This window comes from Lactiplantibacillus fabifermentans DSM 21115, assembly GCF_000498955.2.
Classification (GTDB): Bacteria; Bacillota; Bacilli; order Lactobacillales; family Lactobacillaceae; genus Lactiplantibacillus; species Lactiplantibacillus fabifermentans.
Window position 1 is genome coordinate 1 of sequence record NZ_AYGX02000074.1, and the last position, 18227, is coordinate 18227.

General features: G+C 44.5%; 22 protein-coding genes. 4 read left to right on the plus strand and 18 right to left on the minus strand.

Translation table 11 applies throughout. The features are described from left to right. Window positions 1-615: 615 nt before the first annotated feature. Window positions 616-813, minus strand: a complete 198-nt coding sequence (locus DY78_RS06470) for a hypothetical protein (protein WP_024625117.1) — start codon at window positions 811-813, stop codon at window positions 616-618. A 484-nt stretch (window positions 814-1297) separates the two neighbouring features. Between DY78_RS06470 and DY78_RS06475 the strand changes: the two genes are divergently transcribed. After that, window positions 1298-1957, plus strand: coding sequence for a hypothetical protein (locus DY78_RS06475; protein ID WP_024625118.1), 660 nt, complete (start codon window positions 1298-1300; stop codon window positions 1955-1957). Window positions 1958-2061: 104 nt separating this feature from the next. Here the strand turns inward: DY78_RS06475 and DY78_RS06480 are convergent, their stop codons facing one another. The 4 genes from DY78_RS06480 to ccpA all read right to left on the minus strand — a co-directional run bounded on the left by DY78_RS06480 (window position 2062) and on the right by ccpA (window position 5583). Further along, a complete protein-coding gene (locus DY78_RS06480) occupies window positions 2062-2841 on the minus strand; it encodes a hypothetical protein (RefSeq protein WP_024625119.1) in 780 nt (259 codons plus the stop codon). 157 nt (window positions 2842-2998) lie between these two features. After that, on the minus strand, window positions 2999-3319 hold the full coding sequence (locus DY78_RS06485) for a DsrE family protein (RefSeq protein WP_033612541.1): 321 nt from the start codon (window positions 3317-3319) through the stop codon (window positions 2999-3001). Beyond that, window positions 3312-4190, minus strand: a complete 879-nt coding sequence (locus DY78_RS06490; protein WP_024625121.1) for a sugar phosphate isomerase/epimerase family protein — start codon at window positions 4188-4190, stop codon at window positions 3312-3314. The genes DY78_RS06485 and DY78_RS06490 overlap by 8 nt, the downstream gene beginning before the upstream one ends. A gap of 382 nt (window positions 4191-4572) precedes the next feature. Next, entirely contained in the window at window positions 4573-5583 is a 1011-nt protein-coding gene (gene ccpA / locus DY78_RS06495; protein ID WP_024625122.1) for a catabolite control protein A, read from the minus strand. A 268-nt stretch (window positions 5584-5851) separates the two neighbouring features. Between ccpA and DY78_RS06500 the strand changes: the two genes are divergently transcribed. Then, window positions 5852-6961 (plus strand): M24 family metallopeptidase, encoded by a 1110-nt coding sequence (locus DY78_RS06500; RefSeq protein ID WP_024625123.1) that lies wholly within the window; start codon window positions 5852-5854, stop codon window positions 6959-6961. A 52-nt stretch (window positions 6962-7013) separates the two neighbouring features. Here DY78_RS06500 and DY78_RS06505 read toward each other — a convergent pair whose 3' ends face one another. The 4 genes from DY78_RS06505 to DY78_RS06520 all read right to left on the minus strand — a co-directional run bounded on the left by DY78_RS06505 (window position 7014) and on the right by DY78_RS06520 (window position 9568). After that, complete coding sequence (locus tag DY78_RS06505; protein WP_024625124.1) at window positions 7014-7967, minus strand: aldo/keto reductase; 954 nt, start codon at window positions 7965-7967, stop codon at window positions 7014-7016. A gap of 93 nt (window positions 7968-8060) precedes the next feature. Beyond that, window positions 8061-8519 (minus strand): MerR family transcriptional regulator, encoded by a 459-nt coding sequence (locus tag DY78_RS06510; RefSeq protein WP_235810644.1) that lies wholly within the window; start codon window positions 8517-8519, stop codon window positions 8061-8063. A gap of 89 nt (window positions 8520-8608) precedes the next feature. Then, window positions 8609-9148 carry a YtxH domain-containing protein gene (locus DY78_RS06515; protein ID WP_024625126.1) on the minus strand — a complete coding sequence of 180 codons (540 nt, stop codon included), beginning with the start codon at window positions 9146-9148 and terminating at the stop codon, window positions 8609-8611. 3 nt (window positions 9149-9151) lie between these two features. Further along, complete coding sequence (locus tag DY78_RS06520) at window positions 9152-9568, minus strand: DUF948 domain-containing protein (RefSeq protein ID WP_024625127.1); 417 nt, start codon at window positions 9566-9568, stop codon at window positions 9152-9154. A 327-nt stretch (window positions 9569-9895) separates the two neighbouring features. Between DY78_RS06520 and DY78_RS06525 the strand changes: the two genes are divergently transcribed. Continuing rightward, entirely contained in the window at window positions 9896-10780 is an 885-nt protein-coding gene (locus DY78_RS06525; protein ID WP_024625128.1) for a mechanosensitive ion channel family protein, read from the plus strand. Between the two features lie 445 nt (window positions 10781-11225). Here DY78_RS06525 and DY78_RS06530 read toward each other — a convergent pair whose 3' ends face one another. The 6 genes from DY78_RS06530 to racE form a co-directional block, all read right to left on the minus strand. Then, window positions 11226-12380 carry an N-acetyldiaminopimelate deacetylase gene (locus DY78_RS06530; RefSeq protein WP_024625129.1) on the minus strand — a complete coding sequence of 385 codons (1155 nt, stop codon included), beginning with the start codon at window positions 12378-12380 and terminating at the stop codon, window positions 11226-11228. Window positions 12381-12397: 17 nt separating this feature from the next. Beyond that, window positions 12398-13108: a 2,3,4,5-tetrahydropyridine-2,6-dicarboxylate N-acetyltransferase gene (gene dapD, locus DY78_RS06535; protein ID WP_024625130.1), complete on the minus strand. Its 711-nt coding sequence runs from the start codon at window positions 13106-13108 to the stop codon at window positions 12398-12400. A gap of 20 nt (window positions 13109-13128) precedes the next feature. Next, a complete protein-coding gene (gene cbpB / locus DY78_RS06540) occupies window positions 13129-13620 on the minus strand; it encodes a cyclic-di-AMP-binding protein CbpB (protein ID WP_024625131.1) in 492 nt (163 codons plus the stop codon). A gap of 89 nt (window positions 13621-13709) precedes the next feature. Continuing rightward, window positions 13710-14228 carry a metallophosphoesterase gene (locus tag DY78_RS06545; protein WP_024625132.1) on the minus strand — a complete coding sequence of 173 codons (519 nt, stop codon included), beginning with the start codon at window positions 14226-14228 and terminating at the stop codon, window positions 13710-13712. Window position 14229: 1 nt separating this feature from the next. Beyond that, window positions 14230-14829 carry an XTP/dITP diphosphatase gene (locus DY78_RS06550; RefSeq protein ID WP_024625133.1) on the minus strand — a complete coding sequence of 200 codons (600 nt, stop codon included), beginning with the start codon at window positions 14827-14829 and terminating at the stop codon, window positions 14230-14232. Between the two features lies 1 nt (window position 14830). Beyond that, complete coding sequence (gene racE, locus DY78_RS06555; RefSeq protein ID WP_024625134.1) at window positions 14831-15643, minus strand: glutamate racemase; 813 nt, start codon at window positions 15641-15643, stop codon at window positions 14831-14833. A gap of 198 nt (window positions 15644-15841) precedes the next feature. Here racE and DY78_RS06560 point away from each other — a divergent pair, with 198 nt between their 5' ends. Further along, a complete protein-coding gene (locus DY78_RS06560) occupies window positions 15842-16378 on the plus strand; it encodes a YslB family protein (RefSeq protein WP_033612550.1) in 537 nt (178 codons plus the stop codon). A gap of 52 nt (window positions 16379-16430) precedes the next feature. On the opposite strand, the gene DY78_RS06565 is transcribed toward DY78_RS06560, so the two are convergent. The 3 genes from DY78_RS06565 to DY78_RS06575 all read right to left on the minus strand — a co-directional run bounded on the left by DY78_RS06565 (window position 16431) and on the right by DY78_RS06575 (window position 18128). Further along, the gene (locus tag DY78_RS06565; protein ID WP_024625135.1) at window positions 16431-16688 is read right to left on the minus strand and encodes a hypothetical protein; all 258 of its coding nucleotides are present in this window, start codon (window positions 16686-16688) and stop codon (window positions 16431-16433) included. After that, window positions 16675-17211: a hypothetical protein gene (locus tag DY78_RS06570; RefSeq protein WP_024625136.1), complete on the minus strand. Its 537-nt coding sequence runs from the start codon at window positions 17209-17211 to the stop codon at window positions 16675-16677. Before DY78_RS06570 ends, DY78_RS06565 begins: the two co-directional genes overlap by 14 nt. 80 nt (window positions 17212-17291) lie before the next feature. Next, entirely contained in the window at window positions 17292-18128 is an 837-nt protein-coding gene (locus DY78_RS06575; protein ID WP_024625137.1) for a C39 family peptidase, read from the minus strand. Window positions 18129-18227 lie beyond the last annotated feature (99 nt).

The following is an 18227-nucleotide window of genomic DNA, read 5'->3' on the forward strand; positions in this document are numbered from 1 at the left end:
GGTTATGCTGAACAATTTGTCCAAAAATTCGGATTAAATTTGCAATCTACCATATTGCTAGTTTTTGAGAGCTTTGAAAAGTTTTTTTGTGCTCTGACCATGGCTGCCTTATTTTTCGGATTTTTGGGATTAGATATTGCATCGTAATCCGCGGCACTCATAATGATTTCCGTGGTTCTAAGATTGCTCATACGCTACCCTCCATTACTGTGATTGATTCATGGTGATTATATCATGGATTTCGACTAATCCACATACTATAAACTTATTTTATTTTTGAATGAAGTTCAACGGATTACGCTAACAAATACGTCTATGAACAGCTCTTATCTTCTTGCCAAATCGATATTATAAAATATACATATATCATCTTCTAAGATTGCGGATAAATATTGATGCCATGCGATGCATGCTATAACGTGCCTGCCTGAATCATATCAATGAACGGTCGAGAATCTAGGTCCGCCTGAATTACCTGTTGCTGGATACCCTGTCCATTATTTCGTCACAGTAGCCTTTTTAACATATCTATTTTCATTTATATTTTGTCACTAACGAACCATTTTAAACCTGCACCACTTCATCATTAGGCGCTTACCTTATAATGATGAAGTGCTATTTTGGAACCCTGATGTTCGTATTTCGCAATTCATCTAACAGGTCTTGCTTATTTTGTTCTGATAGATAGGTTGACCGCTTAAATTTTTGTACTACTTCATCGTGATGTGACTTAGCATTTGAATTTTCACTCCTGAATTTCCCCGCCAATACTTTTTTACGGTGAATAATTTTAATTCGCTGATTTTTTAACATAATTAGCACCCCTAGAGCAAATATTTTCAAATAGTTTTTCGACCAGACATCCTCTTGAGAATACCTAGTGCCAGGTCCATATCTTCTAAGTTCAATAATTCCAACATATTATCAGTAATGGTGCTCTTTTGCAGATTTTCTAATATCCACTAGTTTTCATTATAGTGATCAATTCACGTTGATTATATCATGGATTATGACTAATCCACATACTATAAACTTGTTTTATTTTTGTAGAAAAACAAGTGCTATTTTACAGTAAGTACGTCGGTGCCCACTAAATTATATGTGGTTATCACAATTGATTAGCAGTTACTAATAACAGCGTTCGTTTTGAATTGCGATTATTTTCAGGACAAAAAGAGGATTTTAGAGTACATTTTTGATTTTATCGTCATAATTTATGGTAGTATAAAAAATGAATGTTAATTATATTCGCAACAGTCATCTTCGCTCGATGACGAAATCTAGGGGGATACACATCATGAACAAAAAGCACCCGACACAAGCAGTTGTCGTTAGTTTAATGGGTTTTGGCACTATCGGCGGGATGGCTTTGTTACCAAGTCAATCCGTCCAAGCAGCCGTTAAAACGCATCGGATGACTTCCATTCCGAAGACTTATCGGGGAAACTGGTACGTTAAAGGTAGTAAAACGCCATTTAAAGTTTCAGCAAAAAAATTCGGCATTTCAAAATATCGTAAGACGCGTGACAAAAACGCTTCGACAGCAACCAGTGCCAATACGTTCCAACCATACAAAGTTACTGGTAAAGGAACACACGCCAATACAATGTACATTTTAAACTCATGGAATATTCAAACTGTTCGTCGAACCACGATTAACAAAAAGAGTGCTTTGATCGTCTATTGTGAACAAGAACATTCTAGTAATTTTATGATTTTGAGTAAAACTAAGAATGCCAAATTTACCAAATCATATTGGGGTGACAATGCCGGTTCTTTCTACAATCGTAAAACGGCCATTGCCAACCGTAACTTCTACCGTAAATTTAACGGTAATGCCAAGAAATACTTTGGCTCAGCAGTTACTAAACAATCGCTCAAAGGTATGAACTCATATAAAAATATCACTGTCACTTACTACACTGCCATGAATAGTTTCCGCAGAATGACTAAATAATGTGCCGACTAACGCCTGCAACCACCTATTTGCGGGTGTTTTTTTGCGCAAAAAAACGACCAACCAGATTTTCATCCAGTCAGTCGCCTTTCAAATACCTTCAATTACTTAGCTAATTCAATGGCTACATAAATTTGGTTGCCCTTTTTAACCAGGCCCATCCCAGCTTGCTTTTTACTGCCAGCTAATACAGCCTGACGTTGTGAGGTGCTCATTTCGTTAAAAATAGCGACGGCATTTTGCGCATTGTTGTCGCGAACGGCAACTTTTAAGTACACTTCTTTAGCCAGACTAACTTTAACTTGGCTAGCCAACGTCTTAGCGGCCGCTTTACCCGCATAGTTCGTGCTAAATTTAGTGGTTAATTGCTTGGCCCGTGTATTGGCAATCGTTTGTAACTTGCTGTTAGTCTTTAACGTTGCCGTGCTGTTCAACGCCCGTGCCGAATCAATGATCGTTGACAAGTTATGCTTGGTCTTAGCCGCACTATAAGCTGTCTTCACATTGGTCGTGGGGTTCGTCCCCTTCTTGACAAAGCCACTCCAAACCCAGCCTTGCGCCTTGTTCTTCGTGTTAGTCACATAATAGTAAGTATACTTTTTACCGGCTTTAGTGACCGTGGTTTTCTTCGTTGAATGCCAAGTAGTTGACGTGTAGTTCTTCAAAGCATGGTTCGCTTTAAAGGTAAACTTCTTCGTCGAACCGACAAACTTATACGTTTTCCCAGTTTGACTCGTTGAGTAATAAGCAGTGTTGGCCGTCTTAACGGTCGCGGTCCGATGATACGTCGTGCTAGCTTGGGCCGTCATTGCGGCACCGCCGACTAATCCAAGACCCATCAAGCTTAAAGCGGCGACTTTTAATACTTGCTTCCCCAATTTCATGTGTGTTCCTCCTCGATTCAATCCATGTGCAGGACCAGCGTTTAGCCCTGATAATACCGTTATAATATCATAATATTTATTCCAAAAATCAATATTAACATAATTATATAAAAAACGTGCAAAAAAGACTGAATCTAATTTCGATTCAGTCTAATAATTACGGTTTTAAGTAGGCAAATCCCAAAGCTTGAAGTTCAACTATCCGAACTACTCCGGCTGGCACCACTTGGACGCCAGTCACTAAATCTGCTGGGACTAACTGATGGCTATTCATGGCATTACGACATGCGTCAACTTCGACTTGCGGGTTAGCGCTCATAAACGCCGACCAGTCGCTAGTCGTTAACGTCGTAATTGCTGGACCGTTCACCACGATAATAACTTCACTGGTCGGTAACGCCGCTAGTAAGTTTTGTACATTGCCTTGCGCCATCGCCACTTTGGCCGCTTCATCAACATGGACGACGACTTTAGCCATGGATGGCACCCCGGCTTTCCAACAACTTCGTCTCGAGGCCGCGTAAATAATGATAACTACTTAACATATTAGCGCAAGTGGCATCAGTTTCGTCCGGTACCTCATAAATCATGCTAGCTTGCGGATTCAACAGTGGTAGCACTTGTTGCCAATCAATCAAGCCCTCACCCAATGGCAAGCTATCGTGACGAGCACCTAATGAATCGACCAAATGATAGTGCTTAATCAATGGGGCGAGTCGTTTTAATGATAAGCGCGTTAATTCCATATCACCTTGTAAGCCAATAAAGACGTGACTCAAGTCGCAAACTAATGGCAAATGATGTTGAATAATCATTTCGTCTAATTGGGGATCACCAAACATAAAGCTTGGCGTAATCCCATTTTCAATCATAATATGGTCGCGGCCTTGTCGTACCAAATCATCTAGCCGCGCAAAGACTGCTGAGCGGGCGGCCGCGAGTGATGGATATTCGGCAATCAACTGACTACTTTCATCCCCACCGTAACCGCCGTGAACTAACACCCGTACATCTAGTGCCGTCGCGAGCTCCAACAGTTGGTTAGTCGACGATTGTAAAAAGTCATAGGCCGTCGATTCGCGTTTCGGGTCTAGTAATTGGTCCAAATGCTGACCTTGATAGCTCATCGGATGATGTAACACCACATCTTCCGTGACATTTTTTTGCACAAATTCGACCGTCGTTTTTAATTTTTCAAACGCATCCGTTTCAAAGTCCGCCGCACTCGTGAAGAATTCAAAGGTCGTGGGCCGATACTGCAACCGATTCATTAATTGGGCAGGGTCATCGGAGGCTTTCAACCCTAATTGGACTTTGCCGGGACGCGCTGGCAATGTTAATTTTGGCATGCAATCCTTCCTTTCTGTGGTTCTGAAACTTTTTTTAGTTGTGGCGTGAAATCTTAGAGGCGTTTGCGTAATTAGATATGTCAGGTGCGTTTGGTGCTTTGCTTATTTGAACTCGTTGCTTGCTCCCTACCTTTATTACCGAAACGCGTTTTAGCCGGCAGCGGCCTGCGCTTGCTACGCGCTCCCTATCTCGATTGCCGAAACGCGTAAATCGGGGCTGCGGCTTCCGCTTGCTACACTAAGGGCCTAATGCAAAAACCGCATTCGCCCCTTAGCTAGGCAATGCTCACCCGCAACCCGCCCCGATTTACGCTCTAAAAAAAGGGCTCAGAACCGAAGTTCCAAACCCAGTATACCGCAAATCAACGGTCAACCGCTGAAACTAGTCAGCGTCTTTCGTTGATGCGCGACGGACAATCCCATATGGTAATGTGACGGTCTTTTCATCTAATTCTTTATCATTCATTAACTTAGTTAACATACGCATCGCAACGGCACCGATATCATATAACGGCTGCGTGATCGAAGTGATGGCTGGACGGGTGATTTGGGTAACGATGGTGTCATTACTTGTAATAACTTCCAAATCATTTGGCACATCAATGCCGGATTCCATGCTGGCGTTGATAATCCCAGCTGCCATTTCGTCGTCGCCAACGAAGACTGCGGTCGCACCACTATCTGCGATTACGGGTTGTAACTTAGTCCCAGCATCGTATGAGTAGCCGGCTTCATAAACTAACTTGTCATCATAAGCAATCTTAGCTTTGCTTAAAGCCCGCTTGTAACCCGTTAACCGGTATTCAGCGTTGATTGACTGTGACAACGGTCCGAGGGCTAACGCAATCTTTTCGTGACCGCGCTTGATTAAGTTGGTGACTGCTTCTTCAACAGCGGCCGCATAATCAATGTTGACACTTGGCGTATCGCCTTCTGGATCGACTGTCCCAGCTAAAACAACGGGTGCCTTGGCGCGTTTGAATTCGGCGCGCAACTTGTCATCAATATGGTTCCCCATGAAAATGACCCCATCAACTTGTTTGGCCATTAAGGTGTTTAACACGTTGACTTCTTGTTCGCCGGCATCATCGGAGTTAGTCAAAATGATGTTGTATTTGTACATCATCGCAATATCATCAATCCCACGTGCTAATGACGCGAAGTAGATATTCGTGACATCGGGGATGATGACCCCAACCGTTGTAGACCGCTTGGAAGCTAAGCCTCGTGCAACCGCGTTTGGTCGGTAGTCTAAGCGTTCGATAACTGCCAAAACCTTTTTCCGGGTGGCTGGCTTAACGTTGGGATTCCCATTGACGACCCGTGAAACCGTAGCCATTGAAACCGCCGCTTCGCGTGCCACGTCATAAATCGTTACTGTTTGTTTTTCCATATAAAATAGCCCTTTCTTACTTGGTATCATATGTTTTCATTCGTTTTCATGCAACATCAACCAATATAGCAAAAACGAGGTCGGGTTGCAACCGAAAACAGGGGTTGAAATCGCTTTCATGAAAATAATAACGTACTTGCTTTCATAAATCAAGATTTTTACAACGGAAATTAACCGGTTTCAACACATTATTAACAGCTTTTCTGCGCCAACAGCGCTATACTGTTATATATATTAATAAATAACTAAATTTCAAGGAGTGATTGAAGTGGCAGATTACACCAAACTGCAACAAGTGCGTCAATGGACCGTTGATAACCACGTTGACGTGACTTATGTAAGTGATTTTCACACGATTTCATATTTAACCGGATTTTTGAGTGACCCGATCGAACGGACCTTGGCGCTCTTCGTCTTTGCGGACGCAGAACCGTTCTTGTTCGCTCCTGCCCTTGAAGTTGAAGCTATCAAAGGGACCGGTTGGCCTTACCCCGTTTATGGCTATTTAGACCATGAAGACCCATATGCCTTAATTGCCAACCATATTCATGACCAATTAACTGATCCTAAGGTTTGGGCGTTAGAAGAAGGCAACTTGACGTTAGATCGTTTCCAAGCCATCCAAAAACAATTCCCAGCTGCCCACTATGACAAGAACTTATCCCCATTTATCCAACAATTGCGGCTCGTTAAGACGCCCGATGAATTGGAAAAATTAGACATTGCGGGTAAATGGGCTGATTTCGCCTTCGAAAAAGGCTTTGCCGCCGTTAAAGAAGGCCGAACTGAACAACAAATCGCGGCGGAACTCCAATACGCCTTAATGCAAAAAGGCATTATGGAAATGAGCTTCGGCACGTTGGTTCAAGCTGGTAAGCATGCGGCCGAACCCCATGGCGCCACCAATGATACCCAAATCAAACCCAACGAATTAGTCTTGTTTGACTTAGGGGTCATGTACGACGGTTACGCGTCCGATGCGTCGCGGACGATTGCCTACGGGACACCAACCGACAAACAAAAAGAAATCTACGATGTTTGTTTGGAAGCCCAATTGACGGCCCAGGCCGCGGTTAAACCCGGGATGGCCGCTGAAGACGTCGACAAGTTAGCGCGTGACGTCATCGAAAAAGCCGGCTATGGCGAATACTTCATTCACCGTTTAGGCCACGGCTTAGGTCAAACTGACCATGAATTCCCTTCAATCATGGCTGGCAACCACATGCCGTTAGTTGAAGGCATGTGCTTCTCCATCGAACCTGGGATTTACATTCCAGGCGTTGCCGGTGTTCGGATTGAAGACTGTGGGGTCGTGACTAAGGACGGCTTCAAGCCATTCACCCACACCTCAAAGGACTTAAAGATTTTAGACTTGTAAAACCAAACGAAAGCGCCGGCGAATGTCAAAATTCGTCGACGCTTTTTTTGTGTTATGGTAAATCATTACCGGCTGCAAAGTAGACATCATACCATTCTTGTTTGGTCAACGTGACATCCGTCCCGGCAATGCTCTCTTGCAAATGTTGCGGGTTCATTGACCCTAAGATTACTTGCATCTGGGCTGGATGGCGTAAAATCCAAGCCGTCGCAATCGCGTTTTTCGTAACCTGATACTTATCGGCTAAAGTCTGTAACTTGGCATTCAATTCCGGAAACTTAGGATTATCAACAAAAGTCCCAGCAAACATGCCATACTGATATGGCGACCAAGCTTGAATCGTCATGTGGTGTAGCCGCGAATATTCAATAATCTGGCCATCATGATCTAAACTGGCATTATCTTGCATATTGGTATGGAACCCGAATTGAATTGGACCATTATGCATGACCCCAAATTGTAATTGATTAATGAGTAACTTTTGATTCAATTCTGCTTGTAACATGGCCGTTTGCATCGGGTTAAAGTTAGAAACCCCGAAGTACCGCACTTTACCGGCCGCTTGCAAGGTATCAAACGCATCGGCAATTTCCGCCGGTTCCATCAGCGCATCTGGCCGATGGAGCAAAAAGGAATCTAAATAGTCGATTTGCATGCGTTGCAAAATGCCATCAACGGCATCAATTAGATGCTGCTTGGAAAAGTCATAACGTTGGCCAAAAACCAATTCGCCACTACTCTTCTCCGGGTCCAAGACAATGCCGCCTTTCGATTGAATCCAAAAGTCATCCCGTTTGAGGCCGGACTTTTTGAACGCTTCGCCAAAAACCGTTTCGGATTGCCCATTACCATAGATGTCAGCTGAATCAATAAAGTTCACGCCTTGATCGTGCACGTTGGCCAAGATATTGGCCGCTGCATCGCTATTCAGGCGAACCATCCGCATAATGCCCAAGGCGACTGACGACACTTGATTAGCCGTCCCACCTAATTTGATATTCTTCATGGATTAACACTCCTTTAATTGCTTCGTATCATTCAACAATTAACAGAATAAAACTTAGAGGTAACTCTAAGTCAAGCATTAATCCGAATTTGTTTATAACTCGTGCTCCGCTTCATATTGTTCAACTTGCGCCAACAATTCCGCCGCCGATCGCTTGGGAATCAAATCGCAGTCGACATCCGCTTCATGACCACTGACACACGCTTGCGAGTAAATATCAATTTTATGATTGACCTTTTGCAAGTTCTTCAATAAGTCGTGAATCTGAGCTTCAACCACGACTCGTTGTTGTTGAAACAAGGCCAAGCGGTCGGCCAAGGTGCCATCCCCTTCATCACACCAAGTAACAAATTGGCGAATTTCTTCCAGTGGCATCCCGGTTTGTTTCAAACAGCGAATCAACGCTAATGAATCCAAATCATCATCATCAAAAACCCGGCGGCCCTGTTCATCGCGTTTCACAAATGGCGTTAAGCCTTCTTTTTCATAATAACGTAACGTATAGCTCGTCAGACCAGTCTTTTTGGCCACGGTCCCAATCGAATACAACATTATCTTCAACTCCTTTAATTCATATAAAAAGAGCCATGGGCAATTCCACATGACTCCTCATAACGGTTGAACCGTCAATCGTAATTGATTTATTTATCAGTGGCTGAGTCGTCAACTGGTTTTTCGTCTTTGACTTGGTCCACGTCAGGCGTATCTTCACTTTCAGCTTCTTCAGGCGCCGCCGTTTCAGCTGGGTCACCAGCGTCGTCTTTAGCCGCATCGTCAGTGCCAAAGGCCGCCGCACTGTCAATCACGATATCGTCATTAACATTGTCAACGTCTTCGTCAGCTTCAACGCGAGCTAATTCTGAACGTAAGCTATCAGTTGCTTGGTCTAAGCTCGAACCGAAGCTTTCGCCACCGGCTTCTTTAGCTGCTTGATATTGATCAGCGAAGTCCGCAACTTTACTCTTGGCATCTTCGAATTGTTTACCGGCTTCTTCTTTGAAATCTTCGGCATAATCGTTTGCGTAAAAAGCATAGTCGATTGCCCGGTCTTTAAAGTCCGCAATGCCTTGTTGAGCGCGCGCCTTTAATTCTGCCTTCTTGTCTTCATCCATTTTCATAGCAACCGTTGCAATCGCGGCGCCACCTAATGCTAAACCAAATAAGAATCCTTTTTTTGACATATTTTAAGACTCCTCGCTATTATTTTTTGTCCGCCGGTTACGGTAAACATCAAAGGCAGCTTTCCCAACCTTTGAGGCACTCGCAAACTTACTGCGTTTTTCGTTGGACTTGCCAACTTTTTCCGTCAATTCACGAGTTGCCGCATTTAAATCGGAAACACTTTGACCTAAATCGCCCATCGCTTGAAAGGCGGGATCAATCGTGGCAACTTTTCCATTAACATCTTTTAATAAGTCATTGGCATTTGCCATGATTTTTTCAGTTTGATGAGATAAGGCATCAACGTCTTCCGTAATCGTACTCAAGCTGCGGTTGACTTCCCCCATTGTCTTCGTGATTCGGATTAAGAAAATCCCAATAAAGCAAACTAATAACAAGAATGCAATGGCGGCAATAATCCCCGCAATGTGTGTAATCATCTTAAAAATTTCCTCCTTCAACGGCCTCTAACATTAGAACTAGCATAGCATTGTCACAAAAATACTGCAATTAAAAAAGTGCTTACATACTGATAAGATTAGTCTTCGATGTGGTTACTTAAGTATAAATGAAATTAAGATAATAAATAAAACTCGTTATAACAGGCTTTTCCCCAACCGCCCACCAACATTTTACAGCGTGGTTAATTCATAGCGCGGTCTAATTTATTTTACCATCTTGCAATCCCACCACGACGAAAGCAGCTTGGTTGCACCGCGAATATCTGCTAAACTTAATCGTAGACAATTTATAACGAGGGTGAAAACATGGGCTTTACTAGTGCGCTAGCAGTCGACAAGACGACTAACCAAGTTTCAGTGTGGATGAAGCTAGCGGCCAAAATTGATTGGCAACAAATGATTATTAATATCGGCGGTAAAATTATTGAAATCATTTTATTTATTCTTTTATTCTGGATTATCGACCGCCTGGGCAAACACTTAATTCATCATATCTTTATCACGAATGCAAATACGAGTGATACCGCGTCAAACCGCATCTCGACGATTTTTACCTTACTACTTAATATTTACCACTATATTATTATGTTTTTCGGTATTTACGCCGTCCTGTCCGTCTTAGGGGTTCCTGTGGGCACCTTAATTGCCAGTGCCGGGATTTTCTCAGTAGCTTTAGGACTAGGTGCTCAAGGGTTCGTCAGCGATATTGTCACCGGCTTCTTCATCTTACTGGAAGACCAATTTGACGTTGGCGACTACGTTAAGATTGAAACGATTGAAGGGACCGTCTCCGCGATGGGGTTGCGGACCACCCAAATCACCAGTGCTGACGGGACCTTAAATTTCGTGCCCAACCGAAAAATTTTGATTATTAGTAATCAATCCCGAAATGACATGCGGGTCTTAATCGACTTACACATCGCCACCAGTACCCCGGTCCACGACTTAGAACAGGCCGTTATCGCCACGAACAAGACGTTGATGCCGCAATATCCTGACATTATTGGTGAACCGGATATCCAGGGCGTGACGACCCAAACTGACGGTACCTTAGTATTCCGCGTCCAATTCTACGTAAAAAACGGGATGCAGTTCGCCATTCAACGTGATTTTCTCGCGGCTTACTTAGCGGCCGCCCGCGAAGCCGGCATCACGTTACCGTCCCCATCATTAAATCTAACACGTAAATAGCCAGTTAAATTACGACTATCATTAAGACACAATCAGGGAGCCACCACTAACAAGCATAGTGGTGACTCCCTGATTCGTACTGTTCAAAAAATAATATATGTCATTAAGCCAAGACATCCCGGAAACAGGTTAACTTGCTGGAAGTAAACGTTCGAAGACTGTCTGTCCCAGACTGCTTCCTACCACGGATTATCACTATTAAATTGAAGCACAACTAAAATACTTTGTATGTCGAGCCGGGCGCGCGGAAGTTGGCCGCCATGTCGTGATGAGTTGCCGGTGGGTTACCGGCAATTCATCGGGTTCGCCTTTTAAGCCTAGCAACGGGTTATGGCTAGGCTTAAAAGCGCCCTGGGGACCGCCCTTTGGCCCCAGGTCTACCCCACGGCGGCAATCAATCACCACAACAAAAAAACACCACCGAATGGCAGTGTTTTCTGAAAAGCTATTTAACTAAGGCGTTACGATGCGTCAAGTAGCCCGTCATCGCATCGACCCCGGCCATGATGGCACTGGTATGCGGCACCATGTGTTCGGAGTGTAACGAATAAGGACTGTCGACCCCGAGCCAGAACATTGTGCCCGGGATTTGATGAATCAAGTAACCAAAATCTTCCCCAGTCATTGCTGGCCGTGTTTCGATAAAGTTAACGTCATCATCGGTTTGCATGTAATCGATAAAATCAGCGGTAATCTGATCGTTATTTTCAACCGGGTAATACCCACCTTGATGCAAGTCTAAGTCGATGTTGCAATCATAAGCTAAGGCAATCCCTTCAACGATTGTGCGCACGCGCCGTTGAATGTGTTCATTCATGTCTTGTGTTAATGCCCGAATCGTCCCATCGATTTGCGCTTCGCCCGCAATCACGTTGCCAATAGTGCCGGCCGTGAAATGTCCTAAGGTGACGACCCCACTTTGAATCGGGTCGACGTTCCGGGACACAATGGTTTGTAATTGTTGGACTAAGGCGGACCCGGCGACGACCATGTCATTGGCGTTATGTGGGAACGCGGCGTGGCCACTCTTCCCTGTCAAATGCGCATGGATTTCACAAGTGCCGGCAAATAACGTGCCCATTCGGCAACCAATCGCGCCCGCTGGCAAATCTGGATTATCGTGAAAGGCAAAAATTTCATCGGGTAACCAATCGCCACTTAACGCGCCACTTTGATAAAGGCGCATCCCACCCGAAGCATTTTCTTCGGCGGGTTGGAAAATAAAGATCATATCCGTGGCCGGTTGATTTTCAGCAAAGTAGCTCAAAATCCCCAAGGCCACTGACATGTGAATATCATGACCACAAGCGTGCATCTTACCGGGATGCGTCGAGGCGAATGGTAAGCCCGTCGCTTCCGTGACCGGTAAGCCATCGATATCGGTCCGATAGCCAATGCGATAGTCGTGTTTACGACCACTAACTTTGACTAAAATCGCCGTATCGACCGCTGGCACTTTTTTTATCGTTAATAAGTCTTGCGGCATCTTAGCGATTAATGACAACAAATACGCTTGCGTTTCATGTTCTTCAAGACCGAGTTCCGGAATTTGATGGAGATGTTGATAAATTGGAATTAAGTCGGTTTCCCGTAATGCCATCTTTTATCCCTCCAAAATTAAAGATTCCGTAATTCACTCATTAATTCAGTTTTGCTCTTAGTTTTGTCATCAATGTCTTTTAATTTCCGGGCAGGAACCCCACCGACAACGGTGTTCGGTTCCACGTCAGAAATAACGATGGCACCGGCCGCCACGACGGCCCCTTTACCAACGTGCACGCCTTCTAAGACGGCCGCGTTCGCACCGATTAAAACGTCATCGTCGATTTGCACTGGTTGGGCCGAAGGTGGTTCAACCACGCCAGCTAACACGGTGCCGGCACCAATGTGACAGTTTTTACCAACAATGGCCCGACCGCCTAAGATGGCGCCCATATCAATCATGGAACCTTCACCAATTTCAGCCCCGATATTAATAACGGCCCCCATCATGATGACGGCGTTGTCGCCGATTAAAACTTGGTCACGAATAATTGCGCCCGGTTCAATCCGCGCGTTATATTGCTTCAAATCAGCCATTGGTACGGCTGAATTGCGAGCATCATTTTCTAATTCATAATCTTCAATCTTGGCGGCGTTTTCCTTCAAGAAAGGTTCTACGTCGGCCCAGTCACCGAATAGCACCCCAGCGTTGCCGCTGAAGAACGTTTTGATTGTGTCAGGTGCGGTGATTTGGTCGAGTTGACCTTTCACGTAAACCTTAACTGGTGTCTTTTTCTTAGCATTCCCAATGTAGTTAATAATTGATTGTGCATCTAATTTTGCCATCGGAGACCCTCCATGTGTTTTTATTTAGCTTTTTCGCTATTGGAAAAATCCTTTTCAATCATATCATATTGTTTGCCAATTTCATGCGTTAGGAAGTTAAAACTCTTCATAAATTCCCGCCGCGTCACGATGCCCTTGAAATAGCCCTCGTGGTCGACCACTGGGACAAACGGATTGTCGATCATCAAGTGCAAGGTGGCTTCGATGTCGCTCACTTGTTCAACGGTCCGGACATCATGTTCCATCACGTCACAGACACGTTTTTGCATCAAGATGTCGACGTTGAGTTGGTCATCACTCAACATTTGTTCGGTAATTAACGGTAACGAAACTAAACCTTCAAAGTGACCGTCGTTATCTAAAACCGGTATCTTCGAATACTTTACTTTGGTTAACACTAAAAAGGCGTGGTACAAATTATTATCAGTTTGGACATTAGCAACGATGTCGGCCGGAATCAAATAATGATCGGCATTGCGCATTAACATGTCTTCGACTGGTTTGATAAACATTGCTGAACCTCCCTTAACCCCAAGTCATAGTTCTATTTTACCTGAATTGGCGCATAAGTTAAGGGCATTTGCTTGCATTTTAAAATCTTTTAGTTTGCAAAGTGAAATTTCAATTCAGGGACTGGCTGTTGTTCACAGTTATAGTACTGCACGTCAATCCCATTGGCACTCGTCTCCACGATGGCGTAGGTGCCGCCTAAGCGCATGAATTCACCGCGGGGCTGACTAATACTCCCCGGATTTAAAACGAGCATCCCAGCGTGGCGTTCCACGCCTAATTGATGCGTATGTCCAAAGAACACACATTGGGCATGGTGTTGTTCGCCGGCAGCAACGAGGTGTTCTAAGCCAAAATTCACGCCAACTAAATGCCCGTGTGTCATGTAAACGGGTGTATCTTGAACTTTCACACTGACACTCTCGGGCAAATCCCGATCATAATCCATGTTGCCTTGGACCACGTACATGTCATCAAATACGGCATCGTCATGTGCTAATTCCGAATCACCACAGTGGAAAAAGGCATCGACTTGCCCGTCGTAGCTTTCTAACAACTGCACTAAAATATCACGGTCACCGTGACTATCACTGACAACTAAACATTTCATGTTAAGCACCCCACCATTCATCAAATTTTGGCATCAAGTTGCGTAACGCGGCGCCCCGATGACTAATTGAATTCTTTTCGGCGTCACTCAGTTGCGCGAGTGACTTTTGATACTTGTCCGACCAAAATAACGGGTCATAACCAAAACCGTTGTCCCCGCGGGGCGCAATCAAGATACGGCCATTCAATTCACCGTTAACGACTAACTTTTGACCATTCGGTTTTAGGGCCACTAATGTCGTATGGAACGTTGCCGTCCGCTTTTCTTCCGGCACCCCACCCAGATTAGCAAGTAACTTGGCGTTATTAGCAGCATCGTTGTGGTCGCCCGCATAGCGCGCTGAAAAGACACCGGGATCGCCATGTAAAGCATCGACCATCAAACCCGAATCGTCCGCAATGGCGGGTAAACCAGTTGCTTCAACGACCGTCGTCACTTTTTTCGTGGCATTTTCTTCAAAAGTAATGCCATTTTCTTTGATTTCTGGAATTTCTGGAAAATCCGCTAAGGTCTTGATTTCGATGTCATAATCTTGGAACATCTCGCCAAACTCCCGGGCTTTCCCAGGATTATTCGTTGCAATAATTAAACTTTTTGTCATTTTATTCACCGCCTAAGTCAATGTGCGTTGCTGTAAAGTCCGGTAAGTCGAGCCAATCTTTGGCAATCGTCGCAAATTGGTCCGCCGACCCGGTCGTATAATATTCGTCAGGATACTTCTTGGTAGCACTCGTGTTGGCAATATCTAAATAATCCAGCATAAACGAAACACCATTTACCGTTTCCGCGCCAGAATCAATCAACGTGACCTCTTCTCCGATGACGTTTTGAATCAAAGGCCGCAACAACGGATAATGCGTGCAACCTAAGACTAGCGTATCAATGTTTTTGGTTTTAAAGGGTTTTAATGACTCGGCGACGACCCGCTTCGCCACGGTTGACCGATATTCATTCGATTCCACCAACGGCACAAACTTCGGACACGCCTCTGAAAAGACGGTCGCATCTGGGTCTTTGGTCATAATCGCATCGCGATAGGCGTTGCTCTTGATGGTCCCTTCCGTTGCAATGACCCCAATCCGTTTGCTAGGGGAAGCCTTTAACGCCGCCCGCGACCCCGGTGAAATGACCCCAATCACTGGAATATCCAACTTGGCGCGCAAGTCAGGCAAGGCGGCGGCCGTCGCGGTGTTGCAAGCGATGACCAACATTTTGATATCTTTCTTCAATAAAAAAGACGCCATTTGCCAGCTAAATTCGCGGACTTGCGCACTCGGCCGCGGGCCATATGGCAACCGCGCTTGGTCGCCAATAAAATACACCGTTTCGCGTGGCAATTGCTTGAGGGCTTGCTTAACCACCGTTAAACCGCCGACTCCCGAATCCATAAATCCGATTGCATGTTCATTTGACATATTCAAAATCTCCGTTCACCTAATTCTGAAACTTAATTATCGCTTTTTTTGAAACGGATTTCAAGGATGGCAAGTTCTCACAATTTAGTAAAGTTTCGGTACAGAAGTTGAAAAAGTTCTGCATCTTCGAAGAAACAAGGTATAATATCTATTATGAAGTGACAATTATGTCGCGATTTTGTATGGAAAGGAATTATCATGACGAACGCCTTTTATTCTCAATTTGCGGGTAACGCCGTTAAGTCTTCGGTTTTAAGTGTGGAGATTTTACGCGATGCCTTGTTACCAAACTTGCTGGGAGACGATAGCAGTGGGATTCTTTACTGGGCTGGTAAAGATTTGGCGCGCCAATTTCCAGTTGCCGGCAATGATGACCTAGTCACCTTTTTTGACCAAGCTGGTTGGGGCCATCTCATTATCGACAAAGAAAGTGATAATTTAATTACTTACGAACTCACCGGTGAACCAATTGCTCGACGCAGTTTTGCCATCAAAAAACCGGATTTTATGCTCGAAACCGGCTTTTTAGCGGAACAAGCGGCCGCCCGCACTGGCTGTGTGAGTGAAGCGAAAATTACCTTTCAAAATAAAATGCGGCTCCGCATCGCGGTCACGGTTGACCACAATCAACCGTTAACCGCCCACGACCCCGCAACACCCATTGAAATCGTCCGTCCCGAAGCTGATCAAGCGACTGATGGCGATGATCCTGAATCCAACGCGGATGAATCTTAAAAATAAAACCCTCGGAATTTTTCCGGGGGTTTTGTGTTATCGTGTTAATCATTCAGTCCCGTTGGGGTGCCCATTTTTGGTCAGCAATCGTCTGCATTAAGGCAGCATAGACGGCCACTTCAACTTTGGGCTGACCAGCTAGCGCATCCGTGACCATCTCCTTGGACCAGTCAGTGGCCGTCACGAATTGTTCTGGGCTCATATCGACTTCCATCAGCGCAATTGCTAGCTCCCGACTACGCTGATAATTAGGGCCGGCAATAATTGGCTGCATGTATGGGCTATTAATAATTTCATCATGTAAATCCATTCGTAATTCCTCCAAACATAAACTTCGCTAAATAATCGGTCGGATTCTGTTTAAACTTGCAATAGCTAGCGTAACAAATATCAGCATAATAATCGGTCGTGTCAACATGTCTGGTTTTGGTAAAACAACTTACATATACATTAAAACGCATGAATGAAGTAATTACCCAAAAAAAGATAGCTCGAAATGCGTGAGATTTAAAATTTAATCGTAATTCATAAATCGGGTCGTGCGGATAACGTTGAATTTTCTTAACTAACTGTAACTTCTGTTCGATTTTTTGCCCAGTTGTCGGCTCGGTAAAGCTAATATCAATCCATAATGCTGTCCTAAGACCTGACTTCAGTTTATTAAAATCATTCATTTTCACCGATTCTATGGCAAGAATGCTTGCATAAATCAGTCTTAACTCGCGAAGAGCGTTATTATCGCCATCATTTATTTTCAATATTAATTTATTTAGATATACTTCCAATTCATCGTTGCAATATTTGTCGCTCATCGTTACTGACTTTACATTCACTCTAGTTCCCCCCCCCTACCTATCAAATATGTCACACTACTTAATAAGTACGTAAAACTAGAGCGACTTGCGTAAAACTTTTAGTAACTCAGCGCTCGCCGGCCATTTTGCCGCCAATGCTTTTCAAAAGTGGCATTTTTCATACTAACCCGTTTTTTAGTCCACGGATCGTTATAAAAGATATGTTTGGGCGTATAACCGGTGACGGTCAAACTATGCGTTTTAAAGCCGTCGACACCTTTGACCCATGCGACCACCGGATGATTTGCCGCCACTTTTAACTTCAACTGTTTCAATGAATTGCCCGTCATATTTTTAGCCGTCCCGACATGTTTGCGGACGACCCCCAGCAACCCTTTTGGATACACATACAGTCCGTGACCGTACGCATGAAATGGATTACCGACAAACCCCTTATTTGGGTCGTTACTCCGCGGCATTTCTTTGGCCAAGGTAACCTTATTCATGCGCGCCCCCGCGTACTGCAGCATCATCGTCGTGGCAGTAATTTCACAGCCAGTTGGCAGTTGCGGCGGTTGTCCAATCAACGGGACCACTAACTTATGGGTGGTGGGCGTCAAGTAACGGCGCCAAACCCAGCCGGCATGGCCTTTTTTATCACGAACGTAGTAATACCGGTACGGCTTGCCATTGATCGTCAAATCCATTTGTTGCGTCCAAGTCCACGTGGTCTTTTGAAAATGGGCCAATTGATACTTCGGTTGCAAATTAATAGTCCGCTTTTTCAGCTGATAAACAACGCCCGTACGACTATTCGTGGCGTAATCATGATGCGTCACTTGCACGGGTAATGAGCGCTGATACGCGGGCGTACTGGCATGCGCAATAACTGCACTGCTACCCCATCCGATTAGACTGATTACCCCCATCAGTTCTAATTGCTGAATTCGTTGCATGTTGCTCCTCCAAAATAAATAACATAATTCTTTTACTATAAATATATTTATGGTAGATTGCAAATTTAATCCGAATTTTTGGACAAATTGTTCAGCATA